The organism is Actinokineospora alba, from assembly GCF_004362515.1.
Lineage (GTDB): Bacteria > Actinomycetota > Actinomycetes > Mycobacteriales > Pseudonocardiaceae > Actinokineospora > Actinokineospora alba.
In genome coordinates, this window is the sequence record NZ_SNXU01000001.1 from 1776677 (window position 1) to 1795538 (window position 18862).

The 18862-nt window shown below is 69.8% G+C and carries 15 protein-coding genes; 14 read left to right on the plus strand and 1 reads right to left on the minus strand.

Annotated features, from left to right (window positions below):
• The first annotated feature begins 26 nt into the window (after nt 1–26).
• The 7 genes from C8E96_RS08500 (at nt 27) to C8E96_RS08530 (ending at nt 6606) form a co-directional block, all read left to right on the plus strand.
• Nucleotides 27–1817: a sodium/solute symporter gene (locus C8E96_RS08500; RefSeq protein WP_091383643.1), complete on the plus strand. Its 1791-nt coding sequence runs from the start codon at nt 27–29 to the stop codon at nt 1815–1817.
• Between the two features lie 144 nt (nt 1818–1961).
• Complete coding sequence (locus C8E96_RS08505; protein ID WP_228770327.1) at nt 1962–2285, plus strand: DUF485 domain-containing protein; 324 nt, start codon at nt 1962–1964, stop codon at nt 2283–2285.
• Nucleotides 2282–3868: a solute symporter family protein gene (locus C8E96_RS08510; RefSeq protein ID WP_091383642.1), complete on the plus strand. Its 1587-nt coding sequence runs from the start codon at nt 2282–2284 to the stop codon at nt 3866–3868. The genes C8E96_RS08505 and C8E96_RS08510 overlap by 4 nt, the downstream gene beginning before the upstream one ends.
• A 64-nt stretch (nt 3869–3932) precedes the next feature.
• Nucleotides 3933–4424 carry a SigE family RNA polymerase sigma factor gene (locus tag C8E96_RS08515; protein WP_091383641.1) on the plus strand — a complete coding sequence of 164 codons (492 nt, stop codon included), beginning with the start codon at nt 3933–3935 and terminating at the stop codon, nt 4422–4424.
• The gene (locus C8E96_RS08520) at nt 4424–5308 is read left to right on the plus strand and encodes a hypothetical protein (protein WP_091383640.1); all 885 of its coding nucleotides are present in this window, start codon (nt 4424–4426) and stop codon (nt 5306–5308) included. Before C8E96_RS08515 ends, C8E96_RS08520 begins: the two co-directional genes overlap by 1 nt.
• Nucleotides 5309–5355: 47 nt before the next feature.
• The gene (locus C8E96_RS08525) at nt 5356–5697 is read left to right on the plus strand and encodes a rhodanese-like domain-containing protein (RefSeq protein ID WP_091383639.1); all 342 of its coding nucleotides are present in this window, start codon (nt 5356–5358) and stop codon (nt 5695–5697) included.
• Nucleotides 5698–6606, plus strand: a complete 909-nt coding sequence (locus C8E96_RS08530) for a DUF4328 domain-containing protein (RefSeq protein WP_228770326.1) — start codon at nt 5698–5700, stop codon at nt 6604–6606.
• 9 nt (nt 6607–6615) lie between these two features.
• Here C8E96_RS08530 and C8E96_RS08535 read toward each other — a convergent pair whose 3' ends face one another.
• Nucleotides 6616–7800: a cytochrome P450 gene (locus C8E96_RS08535; protein ID WP_091383638.1), complete on the minus strand. Its 1185-nt coding sequence runs from the start codon at nt 7798–7800 to the stop codon at nt 6616–6618.
• A 26-nt stretch (nt 7801–7826) separates the two neighbouring features.
• Here C8E96_RS08535 and C8E96_RS08540 point away from each other — a divergent pair, with 26 nt between their 5' ends.
• The 7 genes from C8E96_RS08540 to C8E96_RS08570 all read left to right on the plus strand — a co-directional run bounded on the left by C8E96_RS08540 (nt 7827) and on the right by C8E96_RS08570 (nt 18195).
• On the plus strand, nt 7827–8549 hold the full coding sequence (locus C8E96_RS08540) for a glycerophosphodiester phosphodiesterase (RefSeq protein WP_324187101.1): 723 nt from the start codon (nt 7827–7829) through the stop codon (nt 8547–8549).
• Nucleotides 8550–8613: 64 nt separating this feature from the next.
• Complete coding sequence (locus tag C8E96_RS08545; protein ID WP_091383636.1) at nt 8614–9570, plus strand: DUF5926 family protein; 957 nt, start codon at nt 8614–8616, stop codon at nt 9568–9570.
• On the plus strand, nt 9567–9908 hold the full coding sequence (locus C8E96_RS08550; protein WP_091383635.1) for a DUF952 domain-containing protein: 342 nt from the start codon (nt 9567–9569) through the stop codon (nt 9906–9908). Before C8E96_RS08545 ends, C8E96_RS08550 begins: the two co-directional genes overlap by 4 nt.
• Before the next feature lie 261 nt (nt 9909–10169).
• Entirely contained in the window at nt 10170–10628 is a 459-nt protein-coding gene (locus C8E96_RS08555) for a SigE family RNA polymerase sigma factor (protein ID WP_228770332.1), read from the plus strand.
• Entirely contained in the window at nt 10625–11449 is an 825-nt protein-coding gene (locus tag C8E96_RS08560; protein ID WP_091383633.1) for a hypothetical protein, read from the plus strand. Before C8E96_RS08555 ends, C8E96_RS08560 begins: the two co-directional genes overlap by 4 nt.
• Nucleotides 11450–11567: 118 nt before the next feature.
• Nucleotides 11568–14273 (plus strand): AAA family ATPase, encoded by a 2706-nt coding sequence (locus C8E96_RS08565; protein ID WP_166657922.1) that lies wholly within the window; start codon nt 11568–11570, stop codon nt 14271–14273.
• Nucleotides 14274–14436: 163 nt separating this feature from the next.
• Nucleotides 14437–18195: a M28 family peptidase gene (locus tag C8E96_RS08570; RefSeq protein WP_324187102.1), complete on the plus strand. Its 3759-nt coding sequence runs from the start codon at nt 14437–14439 to the stop codon at nt 18193–18195.
• The last annotated feature ends 667 nt before the right edge of the window (nt 18196–18862 follow it).

Consider the following 18862-nt stretch of genomic DNA (forward strand, 5'->3'; position numbering starts at 1 on the left):
CCCGGACAAGACAGAGACCGGTCGACTTGGAACTGAACGCCTGGGCGATGGCCGGGATCCTGCTCGTCGGTCTCGCCACGTTCTCCATCGGCTTCCGCAGTTCCCGCCTGGCCAACACCACCCAGGACTTCCTCGTCGCCCGCCGCACCGTGCGGTCCCGGCGCAACGCGGCGGCGATCTCCGGTGAGTACCTGTCGGCGGCGTCCTTCCTCGGTGTCGCGGGCCTGGTGCTCAAGGACGGCGCCGACGCACTCTGGTACCCGATCGGCTTCACCGCGGGCTACCTGCTGCTGATGCTGTTCGTCGCCGCGCCGCTGCGCCGGTCGGGGGCGTACACGCTGCCCGACTTCTGCGAGGCCCGGCTCGGGTCGACCGGGATGCGCAAGCTCGCCGCCGTCTTCGTGATCTTCATCGGCATCCTGTACCTGGTCCCGCAGCTGCAGGGCGCCGGTCTGACGGTCCACCAGATCCTGCCGGACGCACCGGTCTGGGTGGGCGCGGCGGTGGTCTCGGGTGTCGTGTTCGTGAACGTCTTCGGTGGCGGCATGCGCGCGATCACCGTCGTGCAGGCGTTCCAGTACTGGCTCAAGCTCTTCGCGATCGCCGCCCCGACCTTCGTGATGGTGGCCCTGTTCTTCGGCGACGGCGGTGTGCGGGGTGCGGGCGTGACGGGGCTGACCGAGCCGCTGCCGCCGCGGTTCCCGACCGACGTAGTGATCACCGTCGAGACGCCCGTGGTCCTCACCGTCACCGAACCGGTGACGCTCACCGCGACCGGCGGCCGGGTCGACGGCGCCCTCGGCGGACGGGTCTACTGGGGCGCAGGACAGCACACGGTCGGCGAGGGCACCGAGCTTCGCTTCACGGCCGGGTCGCCGGTTCCGGTGGTGCGGGGAGCGCCGTCGGACAATGAGTCCTGGCTGCGGCCGGTGTCCGGCTCGGGCGACCTGTTCACCACGTACTCGCTGATCGTGGCCCTGTTCCTGGGGACGATGGGCCTGCCGCACGTCCTCGTGCGCTTCTATACGAACCCCGACGGCCGCGCCGCGCGCCGCACGACGCTGCACGTGCTGATGCTGCTCGGGCTGTTCTACCTGTTCCCGATCATGCTGGGCGCGCTGTCGCGGCTGTACGTGCCGGAGCTGCTGGTGACGGGCCGGACGGACGCGGCGGTTCTCGCGCTGCCGATGAAGATCGCGCCCGGCCTGCTCGGGCAGATCCTGGGTGCGGTCACGTCGGCGGGCGCGTTCGCGGCTTTCCTGTCGACGTCGTCCGGGCTGGTCGTGAGCGTCGCCGGGGTGCTGTCGACCGACGTGTTCAAGGGCAAGATCCGGGACTTCCGGTTCGCCACGTTCATCGCGGTGGCCGCGCCGTTCACCATCGCCTGGCTGCTTCGCCCGACCGACATCACGCTGTCGGTCGGGCTGTCGTTCGCCCTGGCCGCGTCGACGTTCTGTCCGTTGCTGCTGCTCGGCATCTGGTGGCGCAAGATCACTTGGGTCGGCGCCGCGGCCGGGATGCTCCTCGGCGGCGGGCTGGTGCTCGCCGCGCTCATCGCGAACATCGTCAGCGGGTACACCGGCGGCTGGGCGCCCGCGTTCTTCCAGCAACCCGCATTGGTGACGGTGCCCGCGGCGTTCCTCGCGGTGCTGATCATGAGCAAGGCGACCCAGAGCCAGCTGCCGCTCGACGCCAACCGGATCCGGATGCGGATGCACGCCCCGGACCGGCTCGGATTCATCCGCGACCGCGACATCGCCCGCTTCGGGGCAGCTGAGGACCGCGCCCGGCTGGCCAATGGCCGACACCGCCGCTGACTCGCCGCGAAATCACTGTAAACCCGTTTGGGTGGTGGGAATTTCACCCTTTCGAGTCATAAGCTGGTCCGACGGGTAGTCGCACGTGTGCTGCCGTGGGACTGTGTGCCCGCTACGGAGTCGATCACGTGCGGAGGGTCACCAGTGACCAGTTCAGAAGAGACCGACTGGATACAGGTTCAGGAGAGCCCGGAGTTCGTCGAACTCAAGCGGAGGCTCCGCCGTTTCGTCTTCCCGATGACCCTCGCGTTCCTCGGCTGGTACCTGCTCTACGTGGTCCTCGCCGACTACGCGCACGGGTTCATGGCGACCAAGGTCGTCGGCAACATCAACGTCGGACTGGTGTTCGGGCTGCTTCAGTTCGCCTCCACCTTCCTGATCACCTTCCTCTACGTCCGGCACGCCGACCGCAATCTCGACCCGCTCGCCGAGGAACTCCGCGAGCGCCTGGAAGGTGACCGGCGATGAACTCCAACGCGCTGCTCAACGGCGGGATCTTCGCCGCGTTCGTCGCCGTCACGCTCGTGGTGGTGTTCCGCGCGAGCAAGAACACCCGCACCGCGTCGGACTACTACGCCGCGGGGCGGGCCTTCACCGGCCCGCAGAACGGCATCGCCATCTCCGGCGACTACCTCTCCGCCGCGTCGTTCCTCGGCATCGCCGGGGCGATCGCGCTCTACGGCTACGACGGTTTCCTCTACTCGATCGGGTTCCTCGTCGCCTGGCTGGTGGCGCTGCTGCTGGTCGCCGAACTCCTGCGCAACACCGGCAAGTACACGATGGGCGACGTCCTGAGCTACCGGATGCGCCAGCGCCCGGTGCGCGCCGCGGCGGCGACCTCGACGCTGGCGGTGTCGTTCTTCTACCTGCTCGCGCAGATGGCGGGCGCGGGCGGTCTGGTGGCGCTGCTGCTCGGCATCGAGAGCAAGGCCGGGCAGGCGGTCGTCATCGCGATCGTGGGCGCGCTGATGATCCTCTACGTGCTCATCGGCGGCATGAAAGGCACCACCTGGGTGCAGATCATCAAGGCCGTCCTGCTGATCTCGGGCGCGGCCGTGATGACGGTGTGGGTGCTCGCCAAGTACGGGATGAATCTGTCAACCCTGCTCGGCGCGGCTGTGGACAACAGTCCCGCCGCGGGGGAGAGGGTGCTTGGCCCGGGCCTTCAGTACGGCGCCAGCGGGATCAGCAAGCTCGACTTCCTGTCGCTGGCGATCGCGCTCGTCCTCGGCACCGCGGGCCTGCCGCACATCCTGATGCGCTTCTACACCGTGCCGTCGGCCAAGGAGGCCCGCCGCTCGGTGGTCTGGGCGATCGTCCTGATCGGCATCTTCTACCTGTTCACCCTCGTCCTCGGCTACGGCGCCGCCGCGCTGGTCGGCCCGGAGGCGATCAAGAACGCGCCCGGCAAGGTCAACTCCGCGGCGCCGCTGCTCGCCGAGGCGCTGGGCGGACCGATCCTGCTCGGCTTCATCGCCGCCGTCGCGTTCGCCACGATCCTGGCCGTCGTCGCCGGGCTGACGATCACCGCGTCCGCGTCGTTCGCGCACGACATCTACGCCAACGTCATCAAGCGCGGCGCGGCCGACGACAAAGACCAGGAGGTCCGGGTCGCCCGGATCACCGCCGTGGTCATCGGCGCGGTCGCCATCGTCGGCGGCATCGTCGCCAACGGGCAGAACATCGCGTTCCTGGTGGCACTCGCCTTCGCGGTCGCCGCGTCGGCGAACCTGCCGACGATCCTGTACTCGCTGTTCTGGAAGGAGTTCAACACCGCGGGCGCGCTGTGGAGCATCTACGGCGGGCTCGGCGTCTGCGTGACGCTGATCGTGTTCTCGCCCGCGGTCTCGGGCAAGTCGACCTCGATGTTCCCGACCGCCGACTTCGACTACTTCCCGCTGGCCAACCCCGGCCTGGTATCGATCCCGGTGTCGTTCTTCCTCGGCTGGCTGGGCACCGTCCTGTCACTGGAACACGACAAGGCCAAGTTCGCCCAGATGGAGGTCCGCGCCCTGACCGGGATCGACTCGGAGAAAGCCACCACGCACTGACCTTCCTTCATGCAACCTGATCCGGCGCGGGCGCGTATCAGGGATGACACGAAGGGGGCCTCGGGTGCGCACACGCGACACAGAGGAGTTCGCCGAGTTCTTCTCGGCGCGCTTCGACACCTACCGACGCATCGCGCACGCGTTGTGCGGCGACTGGGACGAAGCCGAGGAGATCACGCAGGAGTCGTTCGTCAAGGTCTACGCCCGCTGGTCGAAGATCCGCCGTGACACCGTGGACGCCTACCTGCGGACAGTGCTGACCAGGTCGTTCCTGGACACGCGGCGGCGCAAGCGGGCGCGCGAGGACGTCGTCGCCGAGGTGCCCGACGCCGGCTCCCGCGACCCTGAGACCGCCGAGCGGCTCGCGCTGGGCTCGGCGCTGCTGTCCGTTCCGCCTCGGCAGCGGGCCGTCCTGGTGCTGCGCTTCATCGTCGACCAGTCCGTGGAGCAGGTGGCCGCGACCATGGGCTGCTCGGTCGGGACGGTCAAGAGCCAGACCTCGCGCGGGCTCGACACCCTTCGTGCCGCCTACCCCGAGACCACGAGGAGTGCCTGATGGAACGCCTGCGAACCCTGGTGGACGGACCGGCGCCCACCCCCAAGACCACGCTCGACACGGTGATCCGCCGCGGCAGGCGCCGAGTGTGGGCCCGGCAGGCCGGGACCGGCCTCGGGGTTCTCGCACTGGTCGGCGTCGTGGGCGCGGGCGCGCTGGTGCTGCGCCCGGCTGCACCCGACCAGATCATGCCCGCCGACACGCCGACCACCGTGGACTGGCCGCGGATCGACGCCCGGACCGACGTGCGGCCCGAGCCCTTCCAGCCTGCGATGAGCGCGCCGGTGCCCCCCGGCCGAGCCCTGGTAGACGCACCGTCCTGCTACCAGAACATTCCGGATGGCCGCATGATGACCCGACCAGGGGTGGTCGACTCATCTCCCGAGCTGCGACAGGCGTTCGTAGAATCGGCGCAAGTGCTCGCCCCACCCGCGAAGGTCGGCGAACTCACCCAGAACCCCGGGCCCAACAACCTCGGGTACTACCGCTACGAAGTCGACGTGACCGACTCGCACGGCACCGGAAGTGTGTCGATCAGGACGGGCACCTTCACCGGTGACCCGGTCACCGCCGCCGACGAACGGGCCTTCGAGCTGTCCAACTGCGACCCGCCCCAGCGCAAGGTCCTGCCGGACGGGACCGTCCTGCAGCTGTACTCGGTGCGCGCCTCGGAGCCATTCCAATCATTGACCCGGTCGGTGTTCGTGTTCCGTCCGGGCGGCAAGCTCTACGAGGTCGCGATGCACAACTTCGGCAGCCCGGACTTCGCTCCCAATCCGGTTCAGCCGGAACACCCGTCCAGGGTCCGCGCGGGTCGCGACACGCTGCCGCTGACCGAGGTGCAGCTCGCGGGCATCGCCGAGCGGATCGCTCAGGTCGGGTGAGCCTTCACGACCGTTCTACGGGTGGGCGTGGCAGCATCGTCGCTGTGATGCCTAACAACGTGCCGAGCGTGGACGTCCCGGACCTGCCCGTCGAGCTGCCGACCGACGTGACGCTCCTCGACGTGCGTGAACAGGACGAGTGGGACGCCGGGCACGCGCCCGACGCGCTGCACATTCCGATGGGCGAGCTGGCCGGAAGGCTCGACGAGCTGCCCGCGGACAACGCCGTCTACGTGATCTGCCGTTCTGGCGGCCGGTCGGCGCGGGTCACCCAGTACCTCAACGCCAACGGCTGGGACGCGACCAACGTCGACGGCGGAATGCAGGCGTGGGCGCACTTCAGCAGGCCCATGTCGTGCGTGTCCGGCCAGGAGCCCGAGGTCCTCTAAGTGCAGTACCCACCGCCGCGACGGATGCCGATGGACTGGGTGGCGACCCCGCCACCCGGCCCGTCGACGCCCGCGCCGCCGCGCCGGTTCACCCGCTACACCGGCCCACCGTCCTACCGGACCCCGCCACGCTGGGGCTTCCCCGCCCTGGCCTGGCGCTGGCCGACGGCCGTGCCCACCGGCACCGAAGCGGCACCGATCGCCGAGTGCCTGCGCGTCCGGGCACGGTTCGCGGTGGTGATGCTGACGATGCTGTCGGTCTTCGCGGTCCTCACCGCCGCCGCGGAGATCTGGCGCTACGTCCTGCTGGTCGAAGCCCGAACCAGCGCCCTGCGCGCCGGGACAGTGGACCTGTCCGACAGCCTGGTGATCACCGGCGCGTACCTGACGCTGTTCGTCGGCGCGGCCGCGATCGCGGCGACCCTGTGGTGGCTGGTGCCCGCGAGGCAGGCGGCGGCTGAGGTCTCGGGCTACGAATCGGCCCGGCCCGCCACCCACGTAGTGCTCGCGTTGCTGATCCCCGGCCTGAACCTCCTCGTCCCCGGCGCCGCCGCGGCCGAACTCGAACACGCCGCGCTGCGAAGGCCAGCCGACGAACGTCCGTCGCCGAGCAAGTTTGTCCGCTGGTGGTGGGCGACCCTGTGCGTCAGCGGAGCACTGTTCGCCGCAACCCTCCTGTGGCGCCTGCGCGACGGCGTCCAAGCGCGGGCGGACGGGGTGCTGCTGACGGCGGCGACCGATGTGGCGGCGGCGGTGTTCGCCGCGATGACGCTGGTGCTGGTGGTCAGACTGTCGGCGCTGTTGGCACCAGTCGACCCCGCGTCGGCACGACTGATGCGAGTGATTCGGGTGGAGGGCGCACCCGCCCCACCACTGCGGACCTCACGACAGCCGGGTGCCAAGCGCTGAGTTGCCGGGCTAGCGCCCGACCGGCAGTGCGCGGAGGCCCCTGATGACGAACTCGGGTCGCCGGACCACCTCGCCGCTCAGCCTCAGGTCCGGAATCCGCCGGGTCAAAGCCCCCAGCGCGGCGGCGATCTCCACCTTCGCCAGTGGAGCGCCGACGCAATAGTGGATTCCGGCCCCAAACCCCAGGTGCGGATTGGGCGACCGCCCGACGTCGAACCTGTCCGGAGAAGCGAACACCGCGGGATCACGCGCGGCGGCCCCCAACAGCGCGGCGATCTTCTGCCCAGGCTCGAGCACGTACCCAGCGACCTCGACCCGTTCAGTGGCAGTCCGCTCAAAGAGCTGCAGGGGCGCGTCGAACCGGATCATCTCGTCGACTGCCGTGGACACCAGCCCAGGATCGGCGACGACCCGATCCCACTGCTCTCGGTGAGTGAGCAGCGCGTACATCCCATTGCCGATCACGTTGACCGTCGCCTCATGCCCCGCCATCAGCAGCAGGATCGCGGTCGCCACCAGTTCGTCCTGGCTGAGCCGGTCACTCCCGTCGCGAACCGACACGAGGTCGCTGACCAGGTCGTCGCCGGGGTGTCGGGCTCGTTCGTCGGCCAGCGCGCGCAGGTAGTCGACGAATTCCTGGGCCGCCGTCTCCGCCGCCCGGGTCTGCTCGTCGGTGAGCCCGTACTCGTACATCTTCACGATCGCGTTCGACCACGGCCCCAGCAGTCGGCGGTCGGCCGTGGGGACCCCGAGCAGTTCGCCGATGACCTCGATCGGCAGTGGCGCGGCCACGTGCGTGAGCAGGTCTGCGGACCCGTCGGCGTCGATATGGGCCACCAGGTCGGTCACCATGCGGTCGGCGAGGTCCTCGACCCACGGCCGCAGGCGCTCGGTGTGACCACGGGCGAAGGCTGTCGAGATGAGCCGGCGCAACCGGGTGTGCGTCGGGGGTTCGTTCTCCAGCAACGAATTCCGGTGCACCAGGTTGAACGCGGTGAACGCCTCGGCCGGTGCCGCGTCCGTCCACAGTCGACCGAGTGACCGTTCGCGCAGGACGGTCGAGCACGCCGCGTGCGATACCGCGACCGCCATGCCGAGGCCGTCGTGCCAGTGCACCTGCGCCCGCGCGCGCAGTTCGGCGAAGGCCGGGTACGGGTCGGCGACGATGGCGGGGTCGCTCGGGTCGAACGTCATGCCGCCACGGTGGCATGATCCCTCGCGTGCAGCTAGTGGCTCACCGGGGCGCGTCGGCCCTCCGGCCCGAACACACCCTCGCCGCGTTCGAACTCGCCCTGGAACAGGGGGCGGACGCGCTGGAGTGCGATGTCCGGCTCACCAGCGACGGGCACCTGGTCTGCGTGCACGACCGGACCGTGAACCGCACGACCGGCACCACTGGCGTCGTCAGCGAACTCACCCTCGCGCAGCTGTCCGAACTCGACTTCGGCGGCGAGCGCGGTGTCGTCACCCTGCGCACGCTGGTCGAGTTGGCTCTCGACCACAAAGCGGGCCTGTTCATCGAGACCAAGCACCCGGTGCGGTTCGCGGGCCGGGTCGAGACGGAACTCGTGGCCCTCCTCGACGAGCACGGGCTGGCCGAGCAGCCGACGAAGGACGACTCACCGGTGGTCGTCATGTCCTTCTCCACCCGGGCCGTCCGGCGGGTCCGGGCGCTCGCGCCGAGCGTGCCCACGGTCCTGCTGATCGATCGCATGTGGCCGTGGCTGCGGGCAGGCGCCCAGCCCGCGTTCGCCGACTACACCGGCCCCGGCCTGTCCCTGCTCCGCGCCGACCCCGGCTACGTCGCGCGCGCCGCCGCGGCCGGTCACGGCACGTACGTCTGGACCGTGGACGACCCCGAGGACATCCGCTTCTGCCGCGACATCGGTGTGCGGTGGTTGGCCACCAACGACCCGGCCGCCGCCCGCACCGCCCTGGCCTGACCGGTGTGCGGACGGTTAGGTAGCGTCCTGCGCATCAATTGACCGGCCGGCAAGGAGTTCGACGATGTCCAGGCGTACCGCGGTGAAGAACACCCGCAAGGTCAAGGCAGAGGACTCATCGGGCATCAACCCGCGCCAGCCCTGCCCGTGCGGTTCGGGCAAGCGCTACAAGGCCTGTCACGGGCTGGCGGGCGGCGTCGTCGACGTCCCGGTCGCCCGGCCGTTCGAGGGACTGGCGGGCGAGACCGAGCTGATCGCGCTGCGCGAGTTCGTCCCGTCCGGCACCGCGAAGCTGACGCTCAAGGACGGCGGCCGCGAGGTCACCCTGGCGACCGTGCTGCCGATGGCGGCCGCCGCGCTGGTCCGCGCCGACGACGTCGCGTTCGTCGGGCTGCAGGTGCAGACCCGGTCCAACGACATCAGCCGCGACCTGGCCCGCGCCCTGCGCTGGGTGCTCGACGCCAAGCCGGGTGACGTGCTGCCCGTCGTCGGCCCCGAGACCGAGGCCGTCGAGGACCGCGAGCGGCTGCAGGACCTGATCGACCCGGAGGCGGCGTTCGAGCCGGAGGTGCACTCCGACTTCACCTGGTGGATGCCCGAGGGCACCGAGCCCACCAGTGAGGTGGCGCTGTCGCTGGAGCGCGCCAACAGCGCGATCCTGCCGACCGAGCGCATCGGCCCGTCGGCCTACTGGGTCGACGCGGGGGAGAAGGCGCACCTGCGCTGGGTCCGTCCCGAGCCGGAGGAGCAGCTGCTCGCCGCCATGGCCCGCCTCGCCGCGCGCGGCGAACTCACCTTGGGTGAGGGGTCGCGCTACGCCGGGTCGTTCCGCGCGCACGGCCTGCTCGTCCCGGTGTGGGACCTCGACCGCGAGCTGCACGCCCGCGAGTGGGTCACGGGCGCGGAGGAACTGGGCAAGCGCCTCGACACCGCGCTCGCGTCCCTCGACGCCGAGCCCCTGACCGTTCCGGAGCGCCGCTCCCGCGACGGCCTGCTCGGCAGGCAGATCACGATCCGTTGATCCTGCACATCACCCCTCGCGACTCCTGGCCCGCCGCCGAGATCACGGCGGCGAGCCTGGAGTCCGAGGGGTTCATGCACTGTTCCGACCCGGGCACGGTGCACCTGCCCGCGAACCGGCTCTTCGCCGGTCGGACCGACTTGGTGCTCCTGGAGATCGACCCGGCGCTGGTCGGTGTGCCGGTGCGGTGGGAGCCCGGTGTGCCCGCGATCGAGAACGGGCCGTGGTTCCCGCATGTCTACGGCCCGATACCGGCGAAAGCCGTGGTCGCCGTGCATGACTTCGTGCCGGGGCCGACCGGTGAGTTCGAACTGCCGGAGCCACTCGCCAAGCGGTAGATATACCCGGCCATGACGAAGAACCCGAACGCCGCGCCCGGTGGCGCGAACACCGACCGAGTGAGCCAGATCACTGCTTCGGGTAGGCAACCCGTCGCCTTCCCCGCGCGTGGATGTTGAGAGCACGCACCCAGGGGAGGAGGTTCACCGATGGCTACGATTTCTCCCGAGTTGATTGGGGGCGTCACGTGGTTCAGTGGCGTCGACTGGGGGAAAGGCGCGACAACGGTGGACGACTTCGCCGAATTCGTCGGCGCCGCCATGCCGGGACTTCTCCGGTACGGGCACGCGCTGACCGGCAATCCGCACGATGCGGCGGATCTTGTCCAGGGTGTCCTGGAGAAGATCGGCTCTCGGTGGGGCGTGGTGGTGCGCAAGACGGGGGATCCGCTGGCCTACACCCGGCGGGCGATGGCGAACGCGCACGTCAGCCGCTGGCGGCGGTCGAGGCGCGAGAGCCTGGTGTCCGACATCCCCGACACGGCAGTCACCCGCGAGCGTTATGCGTTCGAGGATGAGCCGCTTTGGCACGCGTTGCGTGACCTCCCACCACGTCAGCGCGCGGTGGTCGTGCTGCGGTATTACGAAGGACTGTCCGAGATCGAGATCGCCCAGACCCTCGGCGTCAGCCAGGGCACGGTGAAGAGCCAGGCCAGCAAGGCGATGGCCACGCTGCGCACGAAACTCGCCGCGACAGTCGAAGGCAGGTACCAGTCGTGAACCTCGATGACGAACTCCAGCGGTTGTTCGCTGACGAACGCCTCGACGTCCCCGTTCGCCACGGCGCGGCGGAGGCTGTCGTGGCCGGTGCGCGCCGGGTTCGCAGGCGTCGGATCGCGATGAGCGCGGTCGGCGGCGCCGCCGCACTGAGCCTGCTGGCGGGCACGGCGATCGTGCTGGCCAAGCCTGGTCCCACGCAGTCGGTGCCCGGCGCGGAGATCAGCGCGACCGGCGACGTCACGGCGCCACCCACCGAGCGAAGCGCTGACCCGGTACCCACCTCGGTGAATGCGCCCGGCAACAGCGGCATCCGGACCGGCTCGGTCACGGGGAAGCCCACGAGTTCGACCGCGACCCCGTCGTCGGACTTCCAGCCCGAGGACGGGACGGACGGAACCGTGCCGTTCGGCCCCGACGGGTATCTCGCGCTGCGGCTGGGCATGACCGCCGAGCAGGCCGAGGCCACCGGGCTGATCACGCCGAACGTGCAGCCGATCTCGTCGAAGGGCTGCAAGGGGTACGACTACAAGGGCACGCCGAAGGAGGCCGCCCGCTACGCCGTCGTCATCTCGCCCAAGTACGGCCTCGTCCGCCTCGCCAACGGGCCCGCGCGGCCGCTGACCGCCGAGGGGCTCATCCTCGGATCGTCCGAGGGCGACATGAAGAAGGCGTATCCGACACCCGCGGGCAGCCATGGCGCCGTCGGCGAGTGGGTGACGCAGGTCCCGGGCCACGAGGACAAGCGGTTCTGGTTCCTCGTGCGGGACGGCAAGGTCTCGGCGATGCGCCTGGAGCTCGCGGTTCAGGACTGCTACTTCTGATTGTGAGCAGTACTCGCATCTCTTGATGCAAATATGCGCACATCTGTACTGTGTCGACGCTTCCGCCCTGCGAAGAGTGAGACGGACCGTCGACCCTGTGACGCGAACGCTTCGTTCCGTGAGACCGCCCGGCCGACCGCTGGTCGGCCGGGACGAGCTGTTGGTGCTCCTCGAAGCGTGTCTCGCCGCCGGTGACAGCCTGGTGCTCGACGGGCCGCGCGGCATCGGCAAGTCCGCGCTGCTCGACGCGCTCGGCGCCGCGGCCCGCGCGCGGGGGGAGCTGGTGCTGCGCGCTTCGGGTGCGGAGGCGGAGCGCTGGATGGGCTACCAAGGCCTGGCCGATCTGCTCGGGCAAGTGCCCGATGAGCATTTCGCCGCCCTGACCAGCCAACATCGACTCGCGCTGCGGGCGGTGCGGCGGGGGAAGCGGTCCGGCGGCGACGGCCGGGCCCGGGTGGTCCGGCGGCTCGCCTGGCACGCGCTGCTCACCCACTGCGCCGCGCGGACCCCGGTGCTGCTGATCATCGACGACGCGCACTGGCTCGACGCGGCCACCGCCGACGTCTTCGCCTATGCGGCCCGCAGGCTCGACGGACTCGCGGTGCGGGTCGTCCTCGCGGACCGCGGATCCGAGGCGGGCCACCGGCCGCACGCGCTCGCCCCGCCCCCGGTCACCGAGGCGACGGTGCCACCGCTGACCGCCGCCGACCTCGCCGAACTGCTCGACCCGCACGGCCTGTCCGCCCGCGCCACCATGAAGATCCACGCGGACTCGGCGGGCAATCCGTACCTCGCGCTGGCGCTGGCCGCCTGCTCCGACGGCCGCGAAGTACCGCGGCTGCGGGCCTTGACTCAGGACAAGCTGCTCGGTCTGTCCGACCAGGTCCGCGAGACGCTCCTGGTGTGCGCCTTGGCCGCGCGCCCGTCGATGCGGCTGCTGCTCCGGGCGGGCCGCGACGAAGCCGAAGCCGACATCGCCGCCGCGGCCGAAGCGGGGCTGCTGGTGTCCGACGGGGTGAACCTCCGGTTCACCCCGCCCGACGCGGCGACCGTGGTGGCGCAGAGCATTCCGGCCGCGCGCCGCTCCCAGCTTCACCTCGACCTCGCCGAGGTGGCCACCTCCGCCGCCGAAGCCGAGCGGCACCGCGCGCTGGCTTGCGCCGACCCCGACGAAGAAGTCGCCCGGTCACTGGTCGCCGCGGCCGAGGCGGCAGTGCGGGGCGGGGCCCGTGCCCTGGGCGCCGAGCTGTACCTGCTCGCCGCCGACCGCACCCCGCCCGCACTGGAGAGCCTGCGGATCGACTGGCTGGTCGCCGCGGCCGAGGTCGGCGCCACGGCCGGTGTGCCGGAGATCGTGCACCACGCCGTCGAGACCGTGCTCGGCGCGGAAACCGAGCCCGCGCAACGGTTTCGCGCGCGGATCGCGCTGATGTACCTGGCCGGTCAGGGGGTGGCGCTGCTGGAGGAGACCGTCGCCGCCGCGTTCGCCGACGCCGAGGGCGACCCGGCGGCCATGGCCTTCATCCAGCTCTGGCGTTCGTGGGCGTCGATGGTCGCCGGGTCGCCCCGCGCGGCCGACGATGACGCCGCCCTCGCCGTCGAGCACGCGCGGGCCGCGGGCGCGGCGGGCACCGAGGCGATGGCGCACGCGGTGCGCGCCCAGGCGCGGAACCTGTTGGGGCACAAGGATTACGCGACCTTCCTCGACCGCGGCCTGGCGTTGGCCGTGCCCGCCGCCGACGGGTACCGGCACCTGGGGCCGCGCTTCACCGCCGCCCGGTTCGCCATCCTCGACGACCGGCTCGACGAGGCCCGCGAGGACCTGCTGCGGATGTTGGCGCTGGTGGAGCGCGGTGCCGCCGAGGAACACGTCGCGGTGCTGTGCGGGCTCGCCGAGGTCGCCGCCAAACTCGGCCGCTGCCGGGAATCCCTCGACTTCGCGAATCGCGCGATGCGCATCAGCGGTGAAGCGGGACTGAGTCCGGGCCCCGCGTGGTGCGCGGGCGCGATAGCCGAACTGGCGGGTGGAAATCTCATTCGCGCGCGGTCTTACGCCGAACGCGGAATCGTGGCGTGTCGGCAGGAAGTCGACACGCTCTATGAGCTCAGACTTTTACACCTTTTGGCCCAGGTCGATTTGCGGTGCGGCGAAATCGCGGGCGGAGTGGGCGCTCTCCGGCGTATCCAGGAATTCGAACGCGCGCACGGCTGGGACGATCCGACGACGCTGCGCAGGCACGGCGACATGGTGGCCGGGCTGATCGCCCTGGGCGAGCCCGAGGAAGCCGATGAGCTGATCTCGTCGGTGCGCCGGGTGATCGCCGCGCGCCCACACGGTCCCGGGATGGCGGCGACCCTCGACCGGGCGGAGGCGGCGGTGTGCGCGGCCAAGGGCGACTACCCGACCGCGATGCGCCTGCTGACCAGTGCGAAAACAACGTTCGCCGTGGTGCGGCAGCCGATCGAGCACGGCCACTGCCTGCTCGTGGAGGCCAAGGTCGAGCGCAGGCGCAGGCACTACACGGCCGCGCGCGTCGCCGCCGAGGCCGCGCTGGAGCTGTTCACCGCGGCGGGCGCCCAACCGTGGATCGAGGAGTCGCGCGCCCTGATCGTCCGGCTCGCCGAGATCGGCGACACCGGCGGCGCGCTCACCGCGTCCGAGGCGCGGATCGCGGCGATGGCGGGCGAGGGCGCGACAAACCAGGAGATCGCCGACCAGCTCTTTCTAAGTCGTAAAACGGTGGAAGCGACACTCACGCGCATCTACCGAAAACTGGGAATTCGGTCCCGGGCCCAGCTGATCAGGCATATCCACGTTCACTGAACATCAAGTGGGAATCGAGCAAGGGTTTCCCCGGCATCCCTGTCGCCGCGGCTGTCAATAGCTTCGCTCACGGTGGGTTCGGTTACGCGAGGGAAACACGCGACCGGTCCGCCGACCCTGCACACCTGATCACCCGGCACGCGCCGGGTGAAAGGAGTAAGTCGTGAGACGAAGCATGTCGACAGCACTCCTGGCGGCCGTGGTGGCCGCCGGGGCGCTCGTCGTATCCCTGCCCGCGGGGGCCGCCCCGCCGCCGCAGAGCCTGGCACAGCAGGCGCAGGCCGCCGCCGTGTCCGCGGCCGACGCGCATGTCGCGGCCAACCGCGCGCGGTTCCACGCCACCAACGACGACGAGATCCTCCAGACCGGTGTGACGAGCGCCCAGAACGGCCTCAACTACATCGCCTACGAGCGCAAGCACCGCGGCCTCCCGGTCGTCGGCGGCGACTTCGTCGTCGTCACCAACGCCGGCGCGAACGTCGTCAGCTCCAGCGTCGCGCAGGACCGCCCGCTCAACGTCGCCGCCGCTCCGCGGATCACCGTGGACGCCGCGCGCGCGACCGCCAAGCGGCACCTTCCGCGGGTCGAGAGCGAGAAGGACGCGCGCCTGGTCGTGCTGGCCTGGGGCACGCCGAAGCTGGCGTGGGAGATCGTGCTGAGCGGCCACACCGCCACCGACCCGAGCGTCCTGCACGTGTTCGTCGACGCCCTCAACGGCTACGTCATCGACGAGTACGACGAGGTCAAGGCGGGCGACGGCCACGGCCACCACTACGGCAACGTCACCATCGACACCTCCGGCTCCGGCTCCTCGTACTCGATGACCGACCCCAACCGGCCGGGCATCACCTGCAAGCCGTACCAGGGCTCCACGTACACCGGCCCCGACAACAGCTGGGGCAACGGCGGCGCCACCGACGGCGAGAGCGCCTGCGTCGACGTCATGTACGGCGTGCAGAAGCAGTGGGGAATGCTCTCGGAGTGGCTGGGCCGCAACGGCATCGACGGCTCGGGCCGCGGCTTCCAGGCCGAGGTCAAGCTGGGCGCGGTCAACGCGTACTGGACCGGCAGCGGCACCCAGTTCGGCAACAACAGCGCGAACACCAAGCAGCTGACCGTCATGGACGTCGTGGGCCACGAGTACGGCCACGGCATCTTCCAGAACACCCCCGGTGGATCCGGTTCGGGCAACGAGATGGGTGGCCTCAACGAGTCCACCGGCGACATCTTCGGCGCGATGCTGGAGCAGTACGTCAACCACCCGAACGACACCCCGGACTACCTGGTCGGTGAGCTGATCAACCTCAGCGGCAACGGCCCGATCCGCAACATGTACGACCCGTCGCAGAAGAACCACCCGAACTGCTACTCGTCGTCGATCCCCAACACCGGGGTGCACGCCGCGGCCGGTCCGCAGAACCACTGGTTCTACCTGCTGGCCGAGGGTTCCGCCCCGGCGGGCAAGCCGGCCAGCCCGATCTGCTCCGGCGGCCCGGCCTCGGTCACCGGCATCGGCATCCAGAACGCGGGCAAGATCTTCTACAACGGTCTGCTCGCGAAGACCTCGTCGTGGACCCACGCCAAGGCCCGCGTCGCGACGCTGAACGCCGCGAAGAACCTGTGGCCGAACGACTGCACCAACTTCAACGCGACCAAGGCCGCGTGGCTGGCGGTCTCGGTTCCGGCGCAGACCGGGGAGCCGACTTGCACGGGCACCCCGAGCAACGACTTCTCGATCAGCGCCTCGCCCACCTCGGGCACCATCCCGGCCGGCGGCGGCTCGGTGACCAGCACGATCGGCACCGCCACCACCTCGGGCACGGCGCAGACGGTCAACTTCTCCGCCTCGGGCCTGCCTTCCGGTGTGACCGCGGCGTTCAGCCCGACGTCGGTCACCTCCGGCTCCTCGTCGACGCTGACGTTGACCTCGACCTCGGCCGCGGCGGCGGGCACGTACAACGTGACCATCACCGGCGCGGGCGCGGTGAGTCGGACGGCGACGTTCGCGCTGACCATCGGCTCGGGCGACCCGGGCGGCACCTGCTCGGGCACGAACGACACCGATGTCAACATCCCGGACAACACCACGGTGGAAAGCTCCATCACCATTTCCGGCTGCTCGGGCAACGCCTCGGCGTCGAGCACGGTCCCCGTGGACATCACGCACACCTGGCGCGGTGACCTGGTCGTCGACCTCGTCGCCCCGGACGGCACGGCCTACCGGCTGAAGAACTCCAGCTCGAACGACAGCGCCGACGACGTGAAGCAGACCTTCACCGTCAACCTGTCGAGCGAGACGGCGAACGGAACCTGGAAGCTGCGGGCGCAGGACATCGCGTCGCAGGACACCGGCCGGATCAACACGTGGTCGCTGACCCTGGGCACCGGCACGCCGACCAACGAGTTCTCCATGGCGGTCTCGCCCACCTCGGGCAGCGTGGCGGCGGGCGCTTCGGCGACCACCACGGTCTCCACGACCACCACCAGCGGCAGCGCGCAGGACGTCTCGCTCGTCGCGTCGGGCCTGCCGTCCGGTGTGACCGCGAGCTTCAGCCCGCAGACGGTCACCTCGGGCAACTCGTCCACCCTCACGCTGGCCACCACGGCCGCCGCGGCGCCGGGCACCTACCCGATCACCATCACCGGCACGGGCTCGGTCACCAAGACCGCGTCGTACTCGCTGACGGTCACGGGCACCACGCCGACGCCGGGTATCCCCGACATCGACATCGCGAAGGTCGAGGCGCACCTCACCCAGTTCCAGCAGATCGCCACCAACAACGGCGGCAACCGCCGCTCGACCAGTGCGGGCTACCGCGCTTCGGTGGCGTACGTGAAGGGCAAGCTGGAGGCGGCCGGCTACACGGTCACCGAGCAGACCTGCACCTCGGGCTGCACCAGCGGCTCGGGCAACAACCTGATCGCCGAATGGCCGAAGGGCGACGCGAACACCGTCTACATGTTCGGCGCGCACCTCGACAGCGTCTCGGCGGGCGCGGGCATCAACGACAACGGCTCGGGCTCGGCGGCGCTGCTGGAGACCGCTCTCGTGCTGGCGGAGAAGAACCCGACCATGACCAACCGGGTCCGCTTCGGTTGGTGGACCGACGAAGAGCAGGGCCTCAACGGCTCGGAGTTCTACGTCAACAACCTCGGGTCGACGGAGAAGGCGAAGATCAAGGCCTACTACAACTTCGACATGATCGCGTCGAAGAACGGTGGCTACTTCATCAACAACCTGAACTCCACCGCGTCCGCCCCGATGAAGGCGTACTACGACTCGCTCAACCTGCAGCCGGAGGAGAACACCGAAGGCCAGGGCCGCTCGGACGACTACTCGTTCCAGCAGGGCGGAATCCCCACCTCGGGCTACGCCATGGGCGCCAGCGCACGGAAGACGTCGGCGCAGGCCACCAAGTGGGGCGGCACCTCGGGTGCGGCGTACGACGCTTGCTACCACCAGTCATGCGACACCACGAGCAACATCAGCAACACGCACCTGAACCGTGCGGCTGACGGCATCGCGTACACCCTGTGGAAGCAGGCCGTCAGCGGCACCACCACCCCGCCGCCCCCGGGCTGCACCGGCAGCAACACCACGCCGGTGACCATCGCGGACAACACCACGGTGGAAAGCTCGATCGTCATCTCCGGCTGCTCGTCGACCCCGTCGGCGACGGCAACGGTGCCGGTCGACATCACGCACACGTGGCGTGGTGACGTGGTGATCGACCTGGTCGCCCCGGATGGCACCACTTTCCGGTTGAAGAACTCCAGCTCGAACGACAGCGCCGACGACGTGAAGCAGACCTTCACCGTCAACCTGTCGGGCGAAACGGCGAACGGCACCTGGAAACTGCGCGTGCAGGACATCGCGACCAATGACACCGGTCGCATCAACAACTGGTCGCTGAACCTCTAGCGACAAGCAAGAGCGCCGCCACCCCGACCCTCGGGTGGCGGCGCTTTTGTTTTGTGGGAGCCAAAGCTCGCACACCCGCTACCCATGCCCCGCCAACCCAAGATGCGCGACCTCACCCCCGCACCAACAACCCCAAGACGAGCCGGCACAGCCCAACAACACCGTCCACACCACCATCACTTGGCCTGCATCCCACCAACGCAGTCCGAGCCGCATAGCCCAACTGCGCCGCGCGCACCATCATTCGGCCTGCATTCCACCAACTCGGCCCGAGCCGCCCAGCCAAACAACACAGCCCACACCACTACTCAGCCTGCATCCACCAACTTGGGCCGAGTCGCACAGCCCAACCAAACCGCCCACAGCCCCACCCTGAATGGGGTTGCCTTGGCGGTCTTTGGCTTTTAATCCCTGCTCTACCCCCTGCCCCCTCGTCCTGGCCATCTTTAACTCTCGATCATCGGTGTCAAGGGTCGGCTTGCCGATCGCGCAGCGACGGCCGTTTACGGCCGCCCTTGACAGCGATGATCGAGAGTTAAACAATTGTGGCCGAGGGGGACTTTTCTTGTTGGTACCAAAGAGAAGTGGGTGGGCCCCTCTGGCGCGATTGTTTAATTCTCGATCATCGCTGTCAAGGGCGGCCGCAAGCGGCCGTCGCTGCGCGATC

Excerpts from the sequence above, each read along its gene's own strand:
- C8E96_RS08555 (WP_228770332.1), top strand. The coding sequence starts at position 10,170 with ATGCCGGGACTTCTCCGGTACGGGCACGCGCTGACCGGCAATCCGCAC.
- C8E96_RS08525 (WP_091383639.1), top strand. The coding sequence starts at position 5,356 with ATGCCTAACAACGTGCCGAGCGTGGACGTCCCGGACCTGCCCGTCGAG.
- C8E96_RS08545 (WP_091383636.1), top strand. The coding sequence starts at position 8,614 with ATGTCCAGGCGTACCGCGGTGAAGAACACCCGCAAGGTCAAGGCAGAG.
- C8E96_RS08520 (WP_091383640.1), top strand. The coding sequence starts at position 4,424 with ATGGAACGCCTGCGAACCCTGGTGGACGGACCGGCGCCCACCCCCAAG.
- C8E96_RS08510 (WP_091383642.1), top strand. The coding sequence starts at position 2,282 with ATGAACTCCAACGCGCTGCTCAACGGCGGGATCTTCGCCGCGTTCGTC.
- C8E96_RS08535 (WP_091383638.1), bottom strand. The coding sequence starts at position 7,800 with ATGACGTTCGACCCGAGCGACCCCGCCATCGTCGCCGACCCGTACCCG.